This window comes from Streptomyces sp. MCA2 (assembly GCF_023544705.1).
Lineage (GTDB): Bacteria > Actinomycetota > Actinomycetes > Streptomycetales > Streptomycetaceae > Streptomyces > Streptomyces decoyicus.
In genome coordinates this window covers 60,621-77,095 of the sequence record NZ_JAMJFM010000030.1, presented here as the reverse complement: position 1 = coordinate 77,095, position 16,475 = coordinate 60,621, and the positions used below count along the sequence as shown (strand labels likewise).

General features: G+C 72.6%; 20 protein-coding genes. 4 read left to right on the top strand and 16 right to left on the bottom strand.

Annotation, left to right across the window (positions count from 1 at the left end):
- Positions 1-75: 75 nt before the first annotated feature.
- The 11 genes from lgt to hisI form a co-directional block, all read right to left on the bottom strand.
- Positions 76-1,185: a prolipoprotein diacylglyceryl transferase gene (gene lgt / locus M8I34_RS24160; RefSeq protein WP_250052324.1), complete on the bottom strand. Its 1,110-nt coding sequence runs from the start codon at positions 1,183-1,185 to the stop codon at positions 76-78.
- A gap of 142 nt (positions 1,186-1,327) precedes the next feature.
- Positions 1,328-2,170, bottom strand: coding sequence for a DsbA family protein (locus M8I34_RS24155; RefSeq protein ID WP_250052321.1), 843 nt, complete (start codon positions 2,168-2,170; stop codon positions 1,328-1,330).
- A gap of 203 nt (positions 2,171-2,373) precedes the next feature.
- Entirely contained in the window at positions 2,374-3,192 is an 819-nt protein-coding gene (gene trpA, locus M8I34_RS24150) for a tryptophan synthase subunit alpha (protein ID WP_250052319.1), read from the bottom strand.
- A complete protein-coding gene (gene trpB, locus M8I34_RS24145; RefSeq protein ID WP_244415442.1) occupies positions 3,189-4,475 on the bottom strand; it encodes a tryptophan synthase subunit beta in 1,287 nt (428 codons plus the stop codon). Before trpB ends, trpA begins: the two co-directional genes overlap by 4 nt.
- Before the next feature lie 312 nt (positions 4,476-4,787).
- Positions 4,788-5,081 carry a tryptophan biosynthesis modulator TrpM gene (gene trpM, locus M8I34_RS41985; protein ID WP_374210980.1) on the bottom strand — a complete coding sequence of 98 codons (294 nt, stop codon included), beginning with the start codon at positions 5,079-5,081 and terminating at the stop codon, positions 4,788-4,790.
- A 25-nt stretch (positions 5,082-5,106) separates the two neighbouring features.
- Positions 5,107-5,916, bottom strand: coding sequence for an indole-3-glycerol phosphate synthase TrpC (gene trpC / locus M8I34_RS24140; protein ID WP_030088821.1), 810 nt, complete (start codon positions 5,914-5,916; stop codon positions 5,107-5,109).
- 184 nt (positions 5,917-6,100) lie between these two features.
- Positions 6,101-6,541, bottom strand: a complete 441-nt coding sequence (locus tag M8I34_RS24135; RefSeq protein WP_250052308.1) for a DUF2752 domain-containing protein — start codon at positions 6,539-6,541, stop codon at positions 6,101-6,103.
- Between the two features lie 167 nt (positions 6,542-6,708).
- Positions 6,709-6,954, bottom strand: coding sequence for an HGxxPAAW family protein (locus M8I34_RS24130; protein ID WP_030988665.1), 246 nt, complete (start codon positions 6,952-6,954; stop codon positions 6,709-6,711).
- Between the two features lie 85 nt (positions 6,955-7,039).
- On the bottom strand, positions 7,040-7,705 hold the full coding sequence (locus tag M8I34_RS24125) for a TIGR02234 family membrane protein (protein ID WP_250052306.1): 666 nt from the start codon (positions 7,703-7,705) through the stop codon (positions 7,040-7,042).
- 194 nt (positions 7,706-7,899) lie between these two features.
- On the bottom strand, positions 7,900-9,444 hold the full coding sequence (locus tag M8I34_RS24120; protein WP_250052303.1) for an anthranilate synthase component I: 1,545 nt from the start codon (positions 9,442-9,444) through the stop codon (positions 7,900-7,902).
- An 11-nt stretch (positions 9,445-9,455) separates the two neighbouring features.
- Entirely contained in the window at positions 9,456-9,845 is a 390-nt protein-coding gene (gene hisI / locus M8I34_RS24115) for a phosphoribosyl-AMP cyclohydrolase (RefSeq protein ID WP_030988659.1), read from the bottom strand.
- A 33-nt stretch (positions 9,846-9,878) separates the two neighbouring features.
- On the opposite strand from hisI, the gene M8I34_RS24110 reads away from it, so the two are divergent.
- Positions 9,879-10,022 (top strand): hypothetical protein, encoded by a 144-nt coding sequence (locus M8I34_RS24110; RefSeq protein ID WP_250052301.1) that lies wholly within the window; start codon positions 9,879-9,881, stop codon positions 10,020-10,022.
- Positions 10,023-10,040: 18 nt separating this feature from the next.
- On the opposite strand, the gene M8I34_RS24105 is transcribed toward M8I34_RS24110, so the two are convergent.
- Positions 10,041-10,673, bottom strand: a complete 633-nt coding sequence (locus M8I34_RS24105; RefSeq protein ID WP_250052299.1) for a TIGR03085 family metal-binding protein — start codon at positions 10,671-10,673, stop codon at positions 10,041-10,043.
- A gap of 87 nt (positions 10,674-10,760) precedes the next feature.
- The gene (locus tag M8I34_RS24100) at positions 10,761-11,657 is read right to left on the bottom strand and encodes a LysR family transcriptional regulator (RefSeq protein WP_250052297.1); all 897 of its coding nucleotides are present in this window, start codon (positions 11,655-11,657) and stop codon (positions 10,761-10,763) included.
- Positions 11,658-11,755: 98 nt separating this feature from the next.
- On the opposite strand from M8I34_RS24100, the gene M8I34_RS24095 reads away from it, so the two are divergent.
- From M8I34_RS24095 to M8I34_RS24085, 3 genes are read left to right on the top strand one after another with little or no spacing between them, the layout of a single operon-like run.
- Complete coding sequence (locus tag M8I34_RS24095; RefSeq protein WP_250052295.1) at positions 11,756-12,478, top strand: succinate dehydrogenase cytochrome b subunit; 723 nt, start codon at positions 11,756-11,758, stop codon at positions 12,476-12,478.
- A 1-nt stretch (position 12,479) separates the two neighbouring features.
- The gene (locus M8I34_RS24090) at positions 12,480-14,456 is read left to right on the top strand and encodes a fumarate reductase/succinate dehydrogenase flavoprotein subunit (protein ID WP_250052285.1); all 1,977 of its coding nucleotides are present in this window, start codon (positions 12,480-12,482) and stop codon (positions 14,454-14,456) included.
- Positions 14,453-15,196, top strand: a complete 744-nt coding sequence (locus M8I34_RS24085; RefSeq protein WP_250052283.1) for a succinate dehydrogenase/fumarate reductase iron-sulfur subunit — start codon at positions 14,453-14,455, stop codon at positions 15,194-15,196. Before M8I34_RS24090 ends, M8I34_RS24085 begins: the two co-directional genes overlap by 4 nt.
- 69 nt (positions 15,197-15,265) lie before the next feature.
- On the opposite strand, the gene M8I34_RS24080 is transcribed toward M8I34_RS24085, so the two are convergent.
- The 3 genes from M8I34_RS24080 to M8I34_RS41400 are packed head-to-tail and all read right to left on the bottom strand — an operon-like array spanning position 15,266 to position 16,399.
- The gene (locus tag M8I34_RS24080; RefSeq protein WP_250052281.1) at positions 15,266-15,856 is read right to left on the bottom strand and encodes a nitrile hydratase subunit alpha; all 591 of its coding nucleotides are present in this window, start codon (positions 15,854-15,856) and stop codon (positions 15,266-15,268) included.
- Positions 15,853-16,137: an SH3-like domain-containing protein gene (locus M8I34_RS41405; protein WP_284050721.1), complete on the bottom strand. Its 285-nt coding sequence runs from the start codon at positions 16,135-16,137 to the stop codon at positions 15,853-15,855. The genes M8I34_RS24080 and M8I34_RS41405 overlap by 4 nt, the downstream gene beginning before the upstream one ends.
- Positions 16,130-16,399 (bottom strand): SH3-like domain-containing protein, encoded by a 270-nt coding sequence (locus tag M8I34_RS41400; protein WP_279614346.1) that lies wholly within the window; start codon positions 16,397-16,399, stop codon positions 16,130-16,132. The genes M8I34_RS41405 and M8I34_RS41400 overlap by 8 nt, the downstream gene beginning before the upstream one ends.
- Between the last annotated feature and the right edge of the window lie 76 nt (positions 16,400-16,475).

The following is a 16,475-nucleotide window of genomic DNA, read 5'->3' as shown; positions in this document are numbered from 1 at the left end:
GGGCCGGAACAGCACCGCGCCGGGCGGATCCGACGTATCGGGTCCGCCCGGCGCGGTCGGCAGCCGGTGGCCGCCTCAGGACTTCTTGGTGCTGCCGCTCCCGGCGGGCTTGGTGGCATCCACGGCGGGGGCATCGGCCGCGGGCGCGTCCGCCGCGTCCGCGGCCTTCTTGTCGCCGGGCTCGTCCTTCGCGGACTCGGAGGCCCCGTCGGCGCCGTCGGCACCCGCCTCCGCCTCCGTCTCTGTCTCTGTCTCCCCGTCGTCCTCGGACGCGGTCTTCGGCGACGGCTTCTCGACCGAGACCTTGGCGTCGTCGGCGTGCTCGGCGTCCTCGGCCGCGGCGCCGTCCGCACCCTCGGCGAGCTGCGCCCCCGGCTCGACGACCGCTTCCCGTCCTGGTGCCTTCTTGGCGGAGACCACGAAGTAGGCGACGGCGAGGACGAAGACGATCAGCGCGGTCCAGACGTTCAGCCGCAGGCCCAGGATGTGGTGCGCCTCGTCGACCCGCATGTACTCGATCCACGCGCGGCCGGCGCAGTAGGCGGCGACATACAGCGCGAAGGCCCGCCCGTGACCGAGCCGGAAGCGCTTGTCGGCCCACATCACCAGCGCGGCGACACCGATGCACCACAGGCACTCGTAGAGGAAGGTCGGGTGGTAGGTACCGCCGATCCGCCCGATGGCCGGGTCGGAGCTGATCTTCAGCGCCCACGGGACATCGGTCGGCTTGCCGTACAGCTCCTGGTTGAACCAGTTGCCCCAGCGGCCGATCGCCTGCCCGAGCGCGAGACCGGGCGCGAGCGCGTCGGCGTACGCGGGAAGCGGGATACCGCGCCGGCGGCAGCCGATCCAGGCACCCACGGCGCCGAGCGCGACCGCGCCCCAGATGCCGAGGCCGCCCTCCCACACCTTGAAGGCGTCGAGGGGATGCCCGTTCGGGCCGAAGTAGGGCTCGTACGTCGTGACGACGTGGTAGAGGCGTCCGCCGACCAGCCCGAAGGGCACGGCCCACACGGCGATGTCGGCAACGGTGCCGGAGCGGCCCCCGCGCTGCACCCAGCGCTTGTTGCCGAGCCAGACGCCGACGAAGACGCCGATGATGATGCAGAACGCGTAGCCGCGCAGCGGAATCGGGCCGAGATGTACGACGCCGACCGACGGGCTGGGAATGAATGCGAGGTCCATGGCAGGGACGACGCTACCGCGCCGGGCGGGGTCGACGACAACCCACCCGGCAACGGCTGCGTAACGACCCCGCGAGCACGCCATGACGCTGCGTGTCCGCGAGGGCCGCGGCGCTCCTCGGGGCGGAGGCCTACGACAGGGCCTAGTAGCCCGGCGTGGCGCTCATTGCGGGGTGTGGTGCCCGGGGCGAGGCGCTCCGTCCGGCCTGCTTGCCCTGGGGCGAGGTGCTCATGTGCGGTGCGGCGCCCGGGTGCGGTGAGGAGCTCTTCCCCGGCTGCTTGCCCTTGTTGGCGTCCTGCACCATCTTCTTCAGGTCCGCGGGCGAGAACCGGCCGCCCTTCTCCTTCGAGAGGTCCTTGCCGTTGAGCAGGACGGTCGGGGTGCCGCGGTAACCGGTCTCGGCGAAGGCGTCGGTGGACTTCTGCACGAAGGCGTCGTACCTGCCGTCGTTGACGCAGGTGGTGAAGGCGGGGGTCACCAACCCCTTGACCTTGCCGGCCAGTTGGAGGAGGTACTTCTTGTCGGCGAACTTGTCCTGCTGCTCGGGCGGCTGGTGGGAGTAGAGGACGTCGTGGTACGCGCGGAACTTCCCCGCGTCCTGGGCACACATGGCGGCGTTGGCGGCATTGAGGGAACCCTTGCCGCCGGCGTTCCCGTCGATGATCGTCACGAGGTGGTACTCGCTCTTGAGCCGGCCGGAGTCCTCCAGCTCGTGAATGGCCGGGCGGAAGCCGGTCTCGAACTGCTGGCAGGCGGGACAACGGAAGTCCTCCCACACCGTGAGTGTGGAAGGGGCGTTGGCAGCGCCGACGGGGATGGCGGGCCGGCTGCCGCCGCTGGCCTGTTTGGGGCGGGCCGTCTCGTTGTCGGAGCTGGTCCCGCCGCCGTTGGCCGAGGTCGCCCAGACGGCGATGCCGCCGGCGATCGCCAGCACCACCACCACCGATCCGGCGACGATGGCCTGACGGCCGCGCCGGGCGCGCACCCTCTCCTTTTCCCGCTGTTCCTGTAGCCGCTCGCGGGCGGTTCTCTTACCCTCATGATTCTTCTGGCTCACGCCCCTGGACAACGAAGCGGAGGGGTGCCGCCGCACTCCTCCGCACCGATGTTCGCCCTATCGAGGGACAGCGACCGGACCTGCGTACCTGCCGGGCCCGGTCGCCGCAGTGCCTCCAGGGGAGACGTCCCCTAGGCCCGCTTGCGTACGCCCTCGGCCAGCTCGGCGGCCAGGGCGCGGATCCCGTCGAGGCCGGCCGTCATGTCACCGTCCGCGGTCAGCATCAGCTTGACGAACGCCGAGCCGACGATCACACCGTCCGCGAACTGGGCCACCTCGGCGGCCTGTTCGGCGTTGGAGACGCCGAGGCCGACGCAGACCGGCAGCCCGGTGGTCGCCTTGGTGCGCCGCACGAGGTCCTGCGCCTGCTCGCCCACCGACGCGCGGGTGCCCGTGACGCCCATCAGCGAGGCGGCGTACACGAAGCCGGAGCCCGCCGCCGTGATCTCGGTGAGCCGCGCGTCCTTGCTGCTGGGGGCGACGACGAAGACGGTGGCGAGACCGTGCTTGTCGGCGTGCTCCCGCCAGGTCGCGGACTCCTGGACGGGCAGGTCGGGCAGGATGCAGCCCGCGCCGCCGGCCTCGGCGAGCTCGGCGGTGAAGCGCTCGATGCCGTAGCGGTCGATGGGGTTCCAGTACGTCATGACGAGGACGGGCTTGCCGGTGGCCTCGTGCGCCTCGCGGACGGTCCGCATGACGTCCGCGATCTTCACGCCCCCGCGCAGGGCGATGTCGTCGGCGGTCTGGATGACGGGGCCGTCGAGGACGGGGTCGCTGTGCGGGAGCCCGATCTCCACGACGTCCGCGCCCCCGTCGAAGACGGCCTTGGCCGCCTCGATACCGCCGTCGACGGTCGGGAACCCGGCCGGCAGATAGGCGATGAGGGCGGACCGGCCCTCGGCCTTCGCGGCGGCCAGGGTGTCACTCAGCAGCTTGATGTTCCCGCTCACTTGACGTCCCCCTCGATCTCCGCGTCCGCGGTGTCGGTGTCCGCCTCGACGGCGGCGTCCGTGTCGTACAGGCCGAAGTAACGGGCGGCGGTGTCCATGTCCTTGTCGCCGCGCCCGGACAGGTTGACCACGATCAGCCCGTCCGTGCCGAGCTCCTTGCCGAGGTCCAGGGCGCCGGCCAGGGCGTGGGCGCTCTCGATGGCGGGGATGATGCCCTCGCTCTGCGAGAGCAGGCGCAGCGCCTGCATCGCGGCGTCGTCGGTGACGGCGCGGTACTCACCGCGGCCGGTGTCCTTGAGGTAGGCGTGCTCGGGCCCGATGCCCGGGTAGTCGAGGCCGGCCGAGATGGAGTAGGGCTCGGTGATCTGGCCCTCCTCGTCCTGGAGGACGTAACTCCTGGACCCGTGCAGGATTCCCGGCTCACCGGCGCTCAGGGTGGCGGCGTGCTCCCCGGTCGCGATGCCGTGGCCTGCGGGCTCGCAGCCGATGAGCCGTACGCCGGCGTCCGGGATGAAGGCGTGGAAGAGCCCGATGGCGTTGGAGCCGCCGCCGACACAGGCGACGGCGGCGTCGGGCAGGCGGCCCGCGCGCTCCAGGATCTGGCGGCGCGCCTCCACGCCGATGACGCGGTGGAAGTCGCGGACCATGGCGGGGAACGGGTGCGGTCCCGCGACGGTCCCGAACAGGTAGTGGGTGCGGTCGACGTTGGCGACCCAGTCGCGGAACGCCTCGTTGATGGCGTCCTTGAGGGTCCGGCTGCCGGACTTCACGGCGATGACCTCGGCGCCGAGCATCCGCATCCGGGCGACGTTGAGGGCCTGGCGCTGGGTGTCGATCTCGCCCATGTAGATGGTGCAGTCGAGGCCGAAGAGGGCGCAGGCGGTGGCGGTGGCGACGCCGTGCTGGCCGGCGCCGGTCTCGGCGATGACCCGGGTCTTGCCCATCCGCTTGGTGAGCAGTGCCTGGCCCAGCACGTTGTTGATCTTGTGCGAGCCGGTGTGGTTGAGGTCCTCGCGCTTGAGGAACACCCGGGCCCCGCCGGCGTGTTCGGCGAACCGCGGCACCTCGGTGAGCGCGCTGGGGCGCCCGGTGTAGTTGACCATCAGGTCGTTGAGTTCGGCCGCGAACGCGGCGTCCGCCTTGGCCTTCTCGTACTCGGCCGCGACCTCGTCGACGGCGGCGACCAGCGCCTCGGGGATGAACTTGCCGCCGTAGGCACCGAAGTAGCCCTCGGCGCTGGGCACACGGCCCTCAGGGTCGGGAAGGAAGAAATCGGAGGACATCAGACGCACTCCTCTGCCGGGGCAGCCGCCCCGGAAGTCCGGTTATGTCAGCGATATTTCGAGATTCGGGACAGGGGCATCACGGTATGCGGCGCGCGCGGAGGGGTCGCTGCCTCCGGGGAGCCGCGAGCGGCGGTTCCGCGGAGGGGTGGGCCGGCGTCATGGGACGCGGCCGCAGCGCCCCCCCCGGCCCCTCCCTCTCTCCCCCTTCGGGGGAGGGGCCGGGGGTGGGTTCGGGGGTGGGGGGACGAGCAGGCGGTCAGACGACCGCCGTGTCCCCTCGCGACCCGGCGCCGGTACGGGGCCGACGCGTCAGCGCGCGGACCCCGGTCGCCATCGCATGCCGTTGATCTGTCCCGGCTCGGATCCGATGTGATACCTGACCCTGCGCCCGTGGACCCGCCGTGCGGGCGCCCGGCAGCCGCGGTGCCACGGGGGCAGCGCGCAGCGCTTCGTCGGCTCGGGGCGGCGCCGGGCGACGGGCGGGAATCCCCGGCCGAGCGCCGGGCAGGGGACGCGGGCGGACCCCGCCGCGGCGCGCACGCCGACCGGGCCCGGGTGCGGAACCCGGGCCTGGCAGCGGATGCCTGCGGCGGTGGTGGTCATGTCGGTGTGTGCCGTCCCCGGCCGTTCAGGACCGGCCGTGCCGGATCGCGGGGTGGGAGCCCGCGGCGACCAGGTCGGCGACCGCGGTCCTGGGGTCCTTGCCGGTCACCAGCGACTCGCCGACCAGCACCGCGTCCGCGCCGTCGTTGGCGTACGCGATCAGGTCGTGCGGCCCGCGGACGCCGGACTCGGCGATCTTGACGATGTGGTCGGGGATCTCGGGGGCGATCCGGGCGAAGTTGCCGCGGTCGACCTCGAGGGTCTTCAGGTTGCGGGCGTTGACGCCGATGATCTTGGCGCCGGCGTCCACCGCGCGGGCGACCTCTTCCTCGTCGTGCACCTCGACCAGCGGCGTCAGCCCGATCGACTCGGCCCGCTCGATCAGCGAGACCAGGGCCTCCTGCTCCAGCGCGGAGACGATCAGCAGCGCGAGGTCGGCGCCGTAGGCACGGGCCTCCCACAGCTGGTAGGCGGTGACGATGAAGTCCTTGCGCAGCACGGGGATGTCGACCTTGGCGCGGACGGCCTCCAGGTCGGCCAGCGAACCGCCGAACTTGCGCTGCTCGGTCAGGACGGAGATGACCGCCGCGCCGCCCGCCTCGTAATCGGCGGCCAGACCGGCCGGGTCGGCGATCGCGGCGAGCGCGCCCTTGGAGGGGCTGGAGCGCTTGACCTCGCAGATCACCGTGACGCTCTCGCCCTTCAGCGCCGCGACGCCGTCCTTGGCGGGACGCGCCTTCTGGGCCCGCTCCTTGAGCTCGTCGAGGCCGACGCGCGCCTGCCGCTCTGCGAGGTCGGCACGGACGCCGTCGATGATCTCGTCGAGCACACTCACGCGAGCGGCCTCCTTCTTGAGCGGTGGAGGTGGACAGTGGCCTGTGGGACAAGCTGTCCCGTCCGGCACTCCGATGGTATCCGCCATGGGACGCAGGTCTCACATCCGGTGGACCGCGGTCCCACGACCTGGACATATGCGGGTCGCATGCGGGACTCCGCAGCCGAACCGGGCGGCCGGCGCCTCACGGTGCCAGACCGCTGCCGAAGGGGAGGTTGCGTACGACGGTGAAGACGAGCAGCAGGCCGCCCAGCGCCCACCAGTGGACGGCTCGCGGCCGCGGGCCCGCCGTCCGGCGTCCGCGTACCGCACGGCTCACCCAGAGCGCCCAGAAGACCGCACAGGCGGCGTATCCGGCCACGGCGAGGGCGTTCGCGCCCAGCGCCGCGCCGAGATCGCCGTGGGCGACGGCATGGGCGCTGCGCAGACCGCCGCAGGCGGGGCAGAAGAGGCCGGTGAGGTGCAGCAGCGGGCACACCGGGTAGTGGCCGGGCTCGTTCGGGTCGACGGCACCGAGCCAGCCGAAGGCGGCGGTGGCGGCGGCCAGGGCGCCCAGAGGTGCCGCGAGGCGGCGCGGCAGGCCGCCGTGGAGTGGGGCTTCGGGCCGCGCCACGGGTTCGCTCACGTGCCGATTGTGCGGCCGCACGCGCAAAGGCGCAGCTTCTCGGCCGCCGTACGGAACGGGCACGGACGGCGGGTACGGCACCGGGGGTGCGTACGGGCCGGGAAGCGGCGCCTTCGAGGGGTGCCACGAGGGTGGCGCCGGAGCACGGCGCCACGGGGAGCGGGAGCTCAGCCCTCCTGCGGCTGTGCCTGTGCCTGGGGGCGCGGCTTGGCCGCGCGCTTGGGCTCGGAGCCCAGACCGGCCATGCGCATCAGACCGCCCACGACGGCACCGAGGCCGATCAGCGCCATCCCGGCCCAGAAGCCGGGCACATTCGCCAGCACGATGAAGGCTCCGGCGACGCAGAAGCCGATGAACGAGATGATGACGCCGGTCCAGGCGGCGGGGGTGTGTCCGTGGCCACTGCTCGACATGAATGCTCCTCGATGCTCTGTCCGCGCCGGGTCCGGGCGCGATGATCCTCGTCGGCCATTGTCACCGATGCCGGGCGGAGCACCGTTACCGGGTGGGGTCCTCACCGCGGTCCAGGGACTTCCAGATCTCCTCCGGACGGTCCAGGTCCGGCGCGGGCGGAGCACGGCGCGGGCCGCGGGCGCCGCCGGGCGTGCGCTCGTACCGGCCCGACATTGCAGGCCAGTGGCGTCCGTGCAGCAGCGCCAGCAGCCCGGCGATCAACAGCAGCAGACCGCCGGCCGCGGCCACCCACGGCCAGCCGGTGTGCGTGACGTGATGCACATCGGCTCCGGTCAGACCGACCGCGGTGGCCGCCTTCTCGCGCAGCGCCGAGGTGTCGGAGTTGCCCCGCACCGCGGCGGCGACGATGCCCGCCCCGCTGAGCGTGAGCAGACCGGCGACCGCGAGCCGGCCGGCCCGGCGCACCGCGAAGACGGCGACCAGCGCGGCCAGGCCGACGACGGCCAGGGCGCCGGGCACACCGGTCACATCCGCGCCGGTCACGGTGCGCGGCAGCTCGCCCTGGGCCAGCACCGCGGTGCCCTCGGCCCAGGTGCGGCCGGAGGCCAGCAGCGCCAGGGCGGCGCCGGCCGCGCCGGCCAGCAGCGCCAGGGCGAGACTGCGTTTCGCGCCGGGCGCGGGCCCGGCCGGCGGGGGCACGGACGCGACCGAGGGCTCGGTCTCGGCAGGGGTCTGGGGTACGGCAGTCACGCGTACCACTATCGCGCACCGGCCACCGGGGACCGGCGCGCGGGGTGGGAAGGGGCTACCTGCCCAGGTGGTTCGCGGTGTTGACGGCGCGCAGCACCGCGGCCGCCTTGTTGGGCACTCGGGGCACCCCGCGGCGGGGTGGACCGGGGCAGGAGCCGTTGGTGGTCCCGCCCGGTGGATCACCCCTCGGCGGGCTACCGGCCCAGGTGGTTGGCGGTGTGCACGGCGCGCAGCACCGCGGCCGCCTTGTTGCGGCACTCGGTGTCCTCGGCCACCGGGTCGGAGTCGGCGACCACCCCGGCGCCCGCCTGGACGTAGGCGGTGCCGTCCCGGAGCAGGGCCGTGCGGATCGCGATGGCGGTGTCGGAGTCACCGGCGAAGTCGAGGTAGCCCACGCAGCCGCCGTACAGGCCGCGCCGGGTCGGCTCCAGCTCCTCGATGATCTGGAGGGCGCGCGGCTTGGGGGCGCCGGAGAGCGTGCCCGCGGGGAAGCAGGCGGTGAGCACGTCGAAGGCGGTGCGGCCCTCGGCCACCTGGCCGGTGACCGTCGAGACGATGTGCATCACGTGGCTGTAGCGCTCGACGGACATGAAGTCGACGACCTCGACGCTGCCCGGTTCGCAGACCCGGCCCAGGTCGTTGCGGCCCAGGTCGACCAGCATCAGATGCTCGGCGCGCTCCTTGGGGTCGGCCATCAGCTCGTCGGCCAGGGCCTGGTCCTCCTGGACGGAGGCGCCGCGCGGGCGGGTGCCGGCGATGGGATGGACCATGGCCCGGCCGCCCTCGACCTTCACCAGCGCCTCCGGGCTGGAGCCGACGACGTCGAAGGCGCCGCCTTCCGGGCCGTCGCCCCCCTCGAAGCGGAAGAGGTACATGTACGGGCTCGGGTTGGTGGCCCGCAGCACCCGGTAGACGTCCAGCGCGCTCGCCGTGCACGGGGTCTCGAAGCGCTGGGAGGGCACGACCTGGAAGGCCTCGCCGGCCCGGATGCGCTCCTTGATGTCGACGACGGCGTCCTGGTAGTCGGCGCCGCCCCATTTGACGGTGTACGGCGGGACCTCGGACGGCGGCAGCGCGGCGGCACTGGCGGCCGCGGGCCGGGCGAGGTCGTCGGCCATGGTGTCCAGGCGGGCCACCGCGTCCGCGTAGGCCTCGTCGATACCGGTGTCGAGGTCGTTGTGGTTGATCGCGTTGGCGATCAGCAGGACCGTGCCGTTCCAGTGGTCGAGGACGGCGAGGTCGGAGGTGAGCAGCATGGTGAGTTCGGGCAGCCGGAGATCGTTCTCGGTCTGCTCGCCGACCTTCTCCAGGCGGCGCACGATGTCGTAGCCCAGGTAGCCGACCATGCCGCCGGTGAACGGCGGCAGCCCCTCGCCCTCGATCAGGTCCCGGGGGGTGTGCAGCGCCTCGACGGTGGCGCGCAGCGCGGCGAGCGGGTCGCCGCCGGTGGGCATGCCGACGGGCGGGGTGCCGAGCCAGTGCGCCTGCCCGTCGCGGGTGGTGAGGGTGGCGGCGCTGCGGACGCCGATGAAGGAGTAGCGCGACCACGTACGGCCGTTCTCGGCGGACTCCAGGAGGAAGGTGCCGGGGCGTTCGTCGGCGAGTTTGCGGTAGAGCCCGACCGGTGTGTCGCCGTCCGCGAGCAGGCGCCGGGTGACGGGGATGACCCGCCGGTCCTTGGCGAGGGTGCGGAAGGTGTCGAGGTCCGGAGTGGCGGTGCCGGTGGTTCCCGTGGTCATGGCAGCGGAGCCTACTGGTCCTGGGCAGCCTCGGTGGCCAGCACATCCGCATCGAAGCAGGTGCGGTCGCCGGTGTGGCAGGCGGCGCCGACCTGGTCGACCCGGACCAGGAGGGTGTCGGCGTCGCAGTCCAGGGCCACCGACTTGACGTGCTGGACGTGGCCGGAGGTGTCGCCCTTGACCCAGTACTCCTGGCGGCTGCGGGACCAGTACGTGCAGCGGCCGGTGGTGAGGGTGCGGTGCAGGGCCTCGTCGTCCATCCAGCCGAGCATCAGCACCTCGCCGGTGTCGTACTGCTGGGCGATGGCGGGGACCAGGCCGTCGGCGCCGCGCTTGAGGCGGGCGGCGATGGCGGGGTCCAGGGCGGGGGTGGTGTCCGGAGTGGCGGCGCGGCTGCTCATGGTCTCCATTGTGCCGTGCGGCATCCTGCACCCATGCATCATCAGCAGCCGCCCGTGCCGCCACCGCCGCCGGACCCGGACCGCGCCGCGCGGGTCGCGGCGCGGGTGCTGGCGGCGGTGTTCGTGGCCGCGGTGGTGGTGGCCGTGGTGGTCGTGGTGGTGGAGTTCCACTTGTGAGCGAAGGGCGGAGCGGGATCACACCCCCAGCTTCGCCGCCATCAGCCGGTCGATCGCGTCCTTGTCGCCGTCCAGCTCCACATCGGCGGCCTCCTGCCGGCCGAAGGCGAACATCGTCAACTCGCCCGGCTCACCGACGACCGTGACCACCGGGGTGCCGCGGTGGGCCACCGCCGTCCGCCCGTCGGGCCGCCGCAGCACCAGGCCCACCGGCGCCTTACGGCCCAGCACCCGGGCCATCTTCTCGATCCTGGACCACAGGGCGTCCGCGAACACGGGGTCCAGCTCGCGCGGGGCCCAGTCCGGCTGGGCACGCCGTACGTCCTCGGCGTGGACGTAGAACTCGACGGTGTTGGACGCCTCGTCGACCTGCTTCAGCGCGAACGGCGACATCCGCGGCGGGCCGGTCCTGATCAGCCGGATCAGCTCGTCGTACGGCCGGCCGGCGAACTCCTTCTGCACCCGCTCCAGACGTGCGGCCAGCGGCTTGACGAGGATCCCGCCGGCCGCGTCGGCGCGCCGCTCGCGCACCACCACATGCGCGGCCAGTTGCCGGGCGGTCCAGTCCTCACACAGCGTCGGCGCCTCGGGGCCGGCGTTCTCCAACAGGTCGGCGAGAAGGAGCCGTTCACGCTTCGCATGGGTCGACATGCGGCCAGCCTACGACCGGCCGTGGCCCCCTGCCACGGGGCCGCGCCCCCTGACCGGCCGCTCTCCCCCGCCTGCGGGCCGGTCCGCTCAGGGCCCGTCCGGCTCCAGGTGGTCCATCAGGATGCGCTCCAGCTCCCGGGCGGCGCGCGGCGGGGAGACATCGCCCCGGTGGGCGACGGACACCACACGGTGCATCCCGGGCGTCGAAAAACGGGTGACGCGCAGGCCGGAGCGTTCGGCGACCATGCTGGGGACCACGGCGATGCCCAGCCCGGCCCGGACGAAGCCGAGGACCGCGTCCATCTCGCCGCCCTCGACGGTGAAGGTGGGCTCGAAGCCGGCCGCGCGGCAGGCCGCGGTGGTGAATTCCCGCAGGTCGTAGCCGCGGCGGAACATGGCCAGCGGCCTGCCTCGGAGATCCTCGACCCGGATGCGGGTGCGCCGGCCGACGGGGGCGGGGCGGTCGGGCGCGGAGACCACGACGAGTTCCTCGCGCAGCAGGTCGGAGGTGACCAGGGCGGGGGCCTGGACCGGGAGCGGGGTGATGATCAGCGCCAGGTCCAGTGCGCCGTCGGCCAGCGCCCGGACGAGGTCCTGCGAGCCGTCCTCGGTGACGATCAGCTCCACGCCCGGGTAGGCGGTGTGGAAGGCCCGCAGGACGTCGGGGACGAGGCTGGCGCAGAGGCTGGGCGGAGCGCCGAGACGCAGCCTGCCGCGGCGCAGCCGGGCGACCTCCTGGACCTCGCGGCGGGCGGTCTCGGCATCGGCGAGGATGCGCCGGGCGAGCGGCAGCAGGGTCTCCCCGGCGTCGGTGAGGGTGATGTGGCCACGGGCGCGGTGGAACAGCTCCGCGCCCAACTCGCGTTCCAGCGACCGGATCTGCTGGGAGAGGGAGGGCTGGGCGACATGTTCGCGCTCGGCGGCGCGGGTGAAGTGCCGGGTGTCGGCCACGGCGGTGAAGTAGCGGAGCTGCTGCAACTGCATAAGAGGAATGCTAGGCGGCGTCGATAGGCCCTGCCTATGGAGATGAGCCAGACCATGTCTTGGACTGATGGCAGGCGCGGTCCTTACCGTCGGGACCCATGGCACTGGACACACGGACGGATCGACGGCCGTCCTTCGCGGGCCTCCTGTGGCGCTCGACCGTCGGCAAGAAGACGGCGATGGCCGTCAGCGGCATCGTGATGCTGCTGTACCTGGTCGTCCATATGCTGGGCAATCTCAAGATCTTCTTCGGGGCGGCGGACTTCGACGCCTACGCCGCCTGGCTGCGCACCATCGGCGAGCCGTTCCTGCACCACGAGTGGTTCCTGTGGATCGCGCGGGTGGTGCTCCTCGCCGCGGTGGTGGTGCATGCGGTGGCCGCGTACCAGCTCAGCCGGCGGGACATCGCCGCCCGGCCCACGAAGTACGCCCGCCCGTCGCCCCGCCCCCGGCCGAGGCGCCGCCCGAGCTACGCCACCCGGACGATGCGCTGGGGCGGTGTCATCCTCGGCCTGTTCCTCGTGTGGCACATCCTGGACCTGACGACGCTGACGGTGAATCCGCGCGCCGAGGCCGGCCACCCGTACGCGAACGTCGTGGCGACCTTCTCCACCTGGTACGGCACCACCGTCTACCTCGTGGCGATGCTCGCCCTCGGCCTGCACATCCGGCACGGCTTCTGGAGCGCCGCGCAGACGCTCGGAGCGGGCCGGCCCGGCCGCGACCGGACCCTCAAGACCCTGGCGAACACTCTCGCCGCCGCCCTGACCCTGGGCTTCATCGCCGTCCCCGTCTCCGTGCTGACCGGAGTAGTGAGCTGACATGACTTCGACCGCCGACAGGACGCCGTACGGCAGCTACGCCGACTACCCGACCGGTGCGCCCGTCGCCGACGCGGCGGCCCCCGACGGGCCGATCGCCGAGCGCTGGGACCGCCGCCGCTTCGAGGCCGGACTCGTCAACCCGGCCAACCGCCGCAAGCACACCGTCATCGTCGTCGGGACCGGGCTCGCGGGCGGCGCGGCCGGTGCCACCCTCGCCGAACAGGGCTACCACGTCGAGCAGTTCTGCTACCAGGACTCCCCGCGCCGGGCGCACTCCATCGCCGCCCAGGGCGGGATCAACGCCGCGAAGAACTACCGCAACGACGGCGACTCCATCCACCGGCTCTTCTACGACACCGTCAAGGGCGGCGACTTCCGCGCCCGGGAGTCCAATGTGCACCGGCTGGCGCAGATCTCCGTCGAGATCATCGACCAGTGCGTGGCCCAGGGCGTGCCGTTCGCCCGCGAGTACGGCGGGCTGCTCGACACCCGCTCCTTCGGCGGCGTGCAGGTCTCCCGTACGTTCTACGCCCGCGGCCAGACGGGGCAGCAGCTGCTGCTCGGTGCCTACCAGGCGCTCTCCCGGCAGATCGCGGCCGGCAGCGTGCGGCTGCACGCCCGTACCGAGATGCTCGATCTGATCGTCGTCGACGGCCGGGCCCGCGGCATCGTCGCCCGCGATCTGGTCACCGGCCGGATCGAGAGCCACCTCGCGGACGCGGTGGTGCTGGCGTCCGGCGGTTACGGCAACGTCTTCTATCTGTCGACGAACGCCATGAACTCCAACGCCACCGCGATCTGGCGGGCCCACCGGCGCGGCGCGTACTTCGCCAACCCCTGCTTCACCCAGATCCACCCCACCTGCATCCCGCGCACCGGCGACCACCAGTCGAAGCTGACGCTGATGAGCGAGTCGCTGCGCAACGACGGCCGTATCTGGGTCCCGAAGGCCAAGGGCGACACCCGCCCGCCCGCCGGGATACCCGAGGACGAGCGCGACTACTACCTGGAGCGCCTCTACCCCTCCTTCGGCAACCTGGTCCCCCGCGACATCGCCTCCCGCGCCGCCAAGAACGTCTGCGACGAGGGCCGCGGCGTCGGCCCCGGCGGCCAGGGCGTCTACCTCGACTTCGCCGACGCCGTCGCCCGGATGGGCAAGGCCGCGGTCGAGGAGAAGTACGGCAACCTCTTCGACATGTACGCGCGGATCACCGCGGAGAACCCGTACGAGGTGCCGATGCGGATCTACCCCGCCGTGCACTACACGATGGGCGGCCTGTGGGTCGACTACGACCTCCGGACCACCGTCCCGGGCCTGTTCGCCATCGGTGAGGCCAACTTCTCCGACCACGGCGCCAACCGCCTCGGCGCCTCCGCCCTGATGCAGGGCCTCGCCGACGGCTACTTCGTCCTCCCGTCGACCATCAACGACTACCTGGCCCGCCATCCGCGGCACGACACGCTCACGGCCGAGCACCCCGTCGTACAGGAAGCGCTGGCCGAGACCGAGGACCGGCTGAACCTGCTGCTGGCCGTCGACGGCGACCGCACCCCCGACTCCTTCCACCGTGAGATCGGCACCCTCCTGTGGGAGTACTGCGGGATGGCCCGCACCGAAGAGGGGCTGCGCAAGGCCCTCGACCGGATTCCGCAGATCCGCGACGAGTTCTGGCGCCGCATCAAGGTGCCGGGCACCGGCGCGGAGTTCAACCAGTCCCTGGAGAAGGCCAACCGCGTCGTCGACTACCTGGAGCTCGCCGAACTGATGTGCCTCGACGCACTGCACCGCGCCGAGTCCTGCGGCGGCCACTTCCGCGTGGAGTCGCAGACCCCGGACGGCGAGGCCGCCCGCCGGGACGACGCGTTCTCCTACGCGGCCGCCTGGGAGTTCACCGGCACCGGCGCGGCCCCCACCCTGCACAAAGAAGACCTGGTCTTCGAGTACGTCCACCCCACCCAGCGGAGCTACGCATGAAGCTCACCCTGCGCATCTGGCGCCAGAAGAACGCCGACGCCCCCGGCGCCCTGACCACGTACGAGGTGGACGGCATCTCGCAGGACATGTCGTTCCTGGAGATGCTCGACACCCTCAACGAGGAACTCCTCCTGGGCGGCGACGATCCGGTCGCCTTCGACCACGACTGCCGCGAGGGCATCTGCGGCGCCTGCTCGCTCGTCATCAACGGCGAGGCGCACGGCCCCGAGCACACCACCACCTGCCAGCTGCACATGCGGTCCTTCCGGGACGGCGACACCCTCGACATCGAGCCCTGGCGCGCCGCCGCCTTCCCCGTCGTCAAGGACCTGGTCGTCGACCGCTCCGCCTTCGACCGCATCATCGGGTCCGGCGGCTACATCAGCGCCCCCACCGGCGCCGCCCCCGAGGCGCACGCCACCGCCGTGCCCAAGCCGGCCGCCGACGCCGCCTTCGAACACGCCGAGTGCATCGGCTGCGGCGCCTGCGTGGCGGCCTGCCCCAACGGCTCGGCGATGCTCTTCACCGCCGCCAAGGTCGTCCACCTCAACTCCCTCCCCCAGGGCGCCCCGGAGCGGGAGAGCCGCGTCCTGGACATGGTGGGACAGATGGACGCGGAGGGGTTCGGCGGGTGCACGAACACGGGGGAGTGCGCGACGGCCTGCCCCAAGGGGATTCCGCTGTTCAGCATCTCCACGATGAACCGCGAGTTCGTCCGGGCGGCACGGAAGGGGCGCTGAGACGGGAGGGACGCCGAGACGGCAGCAACGCCACGACGCCAGGAACGCCGCGGCGGAAGGAACGCCGGGTCAGACCGCGGCGGTCCCGATGAGCCCCTCCCGGGTGACGAGCGCGGCCAGCTCCGCCTGGCTCCGCCCCGCGGTGCCCTCGGGCCGCCGCGGCAGGACCATATAGCGGCTCTCCGCACTGGAGTCCCACACCGTGATCGCGGTGCCGTCCGGCAGCTCCAGCCCGAACTCGGCCAGCACGGCCCGCGGTTCGCGCACCACCCGCGAGCGGTAGGCCTCGCTCTTGTACCAGGACGGCGACGGCCCCAGCAGCCCGATCGGATAGCAGGAGCACAGCGTGCACACGAGGACGTGGTGCGTGGTGGCGGTGTTCTCGACGACCTTGAGCCGCTGCTCCTGGATGCCGCCCGCCATCGAGAGCCCCACCTCGGGCAGCGCCGCGTTCGCATCGGCCAGCAGCCGCCGCCGGAACCCCTCGTCGGTCCAGGCCCGCGCCACGATCCGCGCCCCGTTGACCGGCGAGGCCCCCGTCAGCATCGCGGCGAGCGCCTCGTCCAGCTGCGCCTCGCCGACCACCCCTGCCGCGATCAGCCGCTCCTCCAGCCGCCTGACCCGCGCCGCCACCGGCACACTCGTGTGCTCGCCGCTCATGCCCCGTCCTCCCGCACCCGCTCGATGTACGACTCCCAGAGGTCGACCGTCACCTCGTGACCGCCCTCGCCCCACAGATCGCCCGCCGCGAAGGCCACGGTGTAGACGGGCTCCCTCCGCGGCTCGGCAACCCCCGCCGCGCTCTCGTCCGCGAGCGCCCAGCGCCCCTGGCACTCGACGATCCGCCCCACCTGTCCGCGCACATACCGCGGCACCCGCGTATGCCCCACCGGATCGACGGCGCGTACCCGTACCCGCTCCCCCGCCCGGAACTCAGTCATCGCCGAGCAGCCCCCGTTCGGCCAGCAGCGTCTCGATCGCATGCAGCCACCGCTCGTAGTACGACGCCGCCAGATACTCCTGCGGGGCCATCCGCTCGACGGCGTCCCGGAACTCGTCGAGCCGGTAGACCCCGTTCCGCACCAACGCGGAGTTCAGCGCGAACACCCGCGCCTCCCAGTCGGCATGGAACGGCGGCTCGTCCGCCTCGATCTCCAGAGCGCCGAACCCGGCCTGGCCACCCACATCGTTGACACGGCTCATGGGGCGAGCCTAGAGGCTGTCGCCCCGATCACCGTGGACCAGCCAGGGAGACCGGGGAGACACCCCGAGGGCGCGA

What these genes read in the sequence shown, in the direction of transcription:
- lgt (WP_250052324.1), bottom strand. Translation starts at nt 1,185, where the DNA reads ATGGACCTCGCATTCATTCCCAGCCCGTCGGTCGGCGTCGTACATCTC.
- trpB (WP_244415442.1), bottom strand. Translation starts at nt 4,475, where the DNA reads ATGTCCTCCGATTTCTTCCTTCCCGACCCTGAGGGCCGTGTGCCCAGC.
- trpM (WP_374210980.1), bottom strand. Translation starts at nt 5,081, where the DNA reads ATGACCACCACCGCCGCAGGCATCCGCTGCCAGGCCCGGGTTCCGCAC.
- M8I34_RS24130 (WP_030988665.1), bottom strand. Translation starts at nt 6,954, where the DNA reads ATGTCGAGCAGTGGCCACGGACACACCCCCGCCGCCTGGACCGGCGTC.
- M8I34_RS24120 (WP_250052303.1), bottom strand. Translation starts at nt 9,444, where the DNA reads ATGACCACGGGAACCACCGGCACCGCCACTCCGGACCTCGACACCTTC.
- hisI (WP_030988659.1), bottom strand. Translation starts at nt 9,845, where the DNA reads ATGAGCAGCCGCGCCGCCACTCCGGACACCACCCCCGCCCTGGACCCC.
- M8I34_RS24110 (WP_250052301.1), top strand. Translation starts at nt 9,879, where the DNA reads ATGCATCATCAGCAGCCGCCCGTGCCGCCACCGCCGCCGGACCCGGAC.
- M8I34_RS24105 (WP_250052299.1), bottom strand. Translation starts at nt 10,673, where the DNA reads ATGTCGACCCATGCGAAGCGTGAACGGCTCCTTCTCGCCGACCTGTTG.
- M8I34_RS24100 (WP_250052297.1), bottom strand. Translation starts at nt 11,657, where the DNA reads ATGCAGTTGCAGCAGCTCCGCTACTTCACCGCCGTGGCCGACACCCGG.
- M8I34_RS24095 (WP_250052295.1), top strand. Translation starts at nt 11,756, where the DNA reads ATGGCACTGGACACACGGACGGATCGACGGCCGTCCTTCGCGGGCCTC.
- M8I34_RS24090 (WP_250052285.1), top strand. Translation starts at nt 12,480, where the DNA reads ATGACTTCGACCGCCGACAGGACGCCGTACGGCAGCTACGCCGACTAC.
- M8I34_RS24085 (WP_250052283.1), top strand. Translation starts at nt 14,453, where the DNA reads ATGAAGCTCACCCTGCGCATCTGGCGCCAGAAGAACGCCGACGCCCCC.
- M8I34_RS24080 (WP_250052281.1), bottom strand. Translation starts at nt 15,856, where the DNA reads ATGAGCGGCGAGCACACGAGTGTGCCGGTGGCGGCGCGGGTCAGGCGG.
- M8I34_RS41405 (WP_284050721.1), bottom strand. Translation starts at nt 16,137, where the DNA reads ATGACTGAGTTCCGGGCGGGGGAGCGGGTACGGGTACGCGCCGTCGAT.
- M8I34_RS41400 (WP_279614346.1), bottom strand. Translation starts at nt 16,399, where the DNA reads ATGAGCCGTGTCAACGATGTGGGTGGCCAGGCCGGGTTCGGCGCTCTG.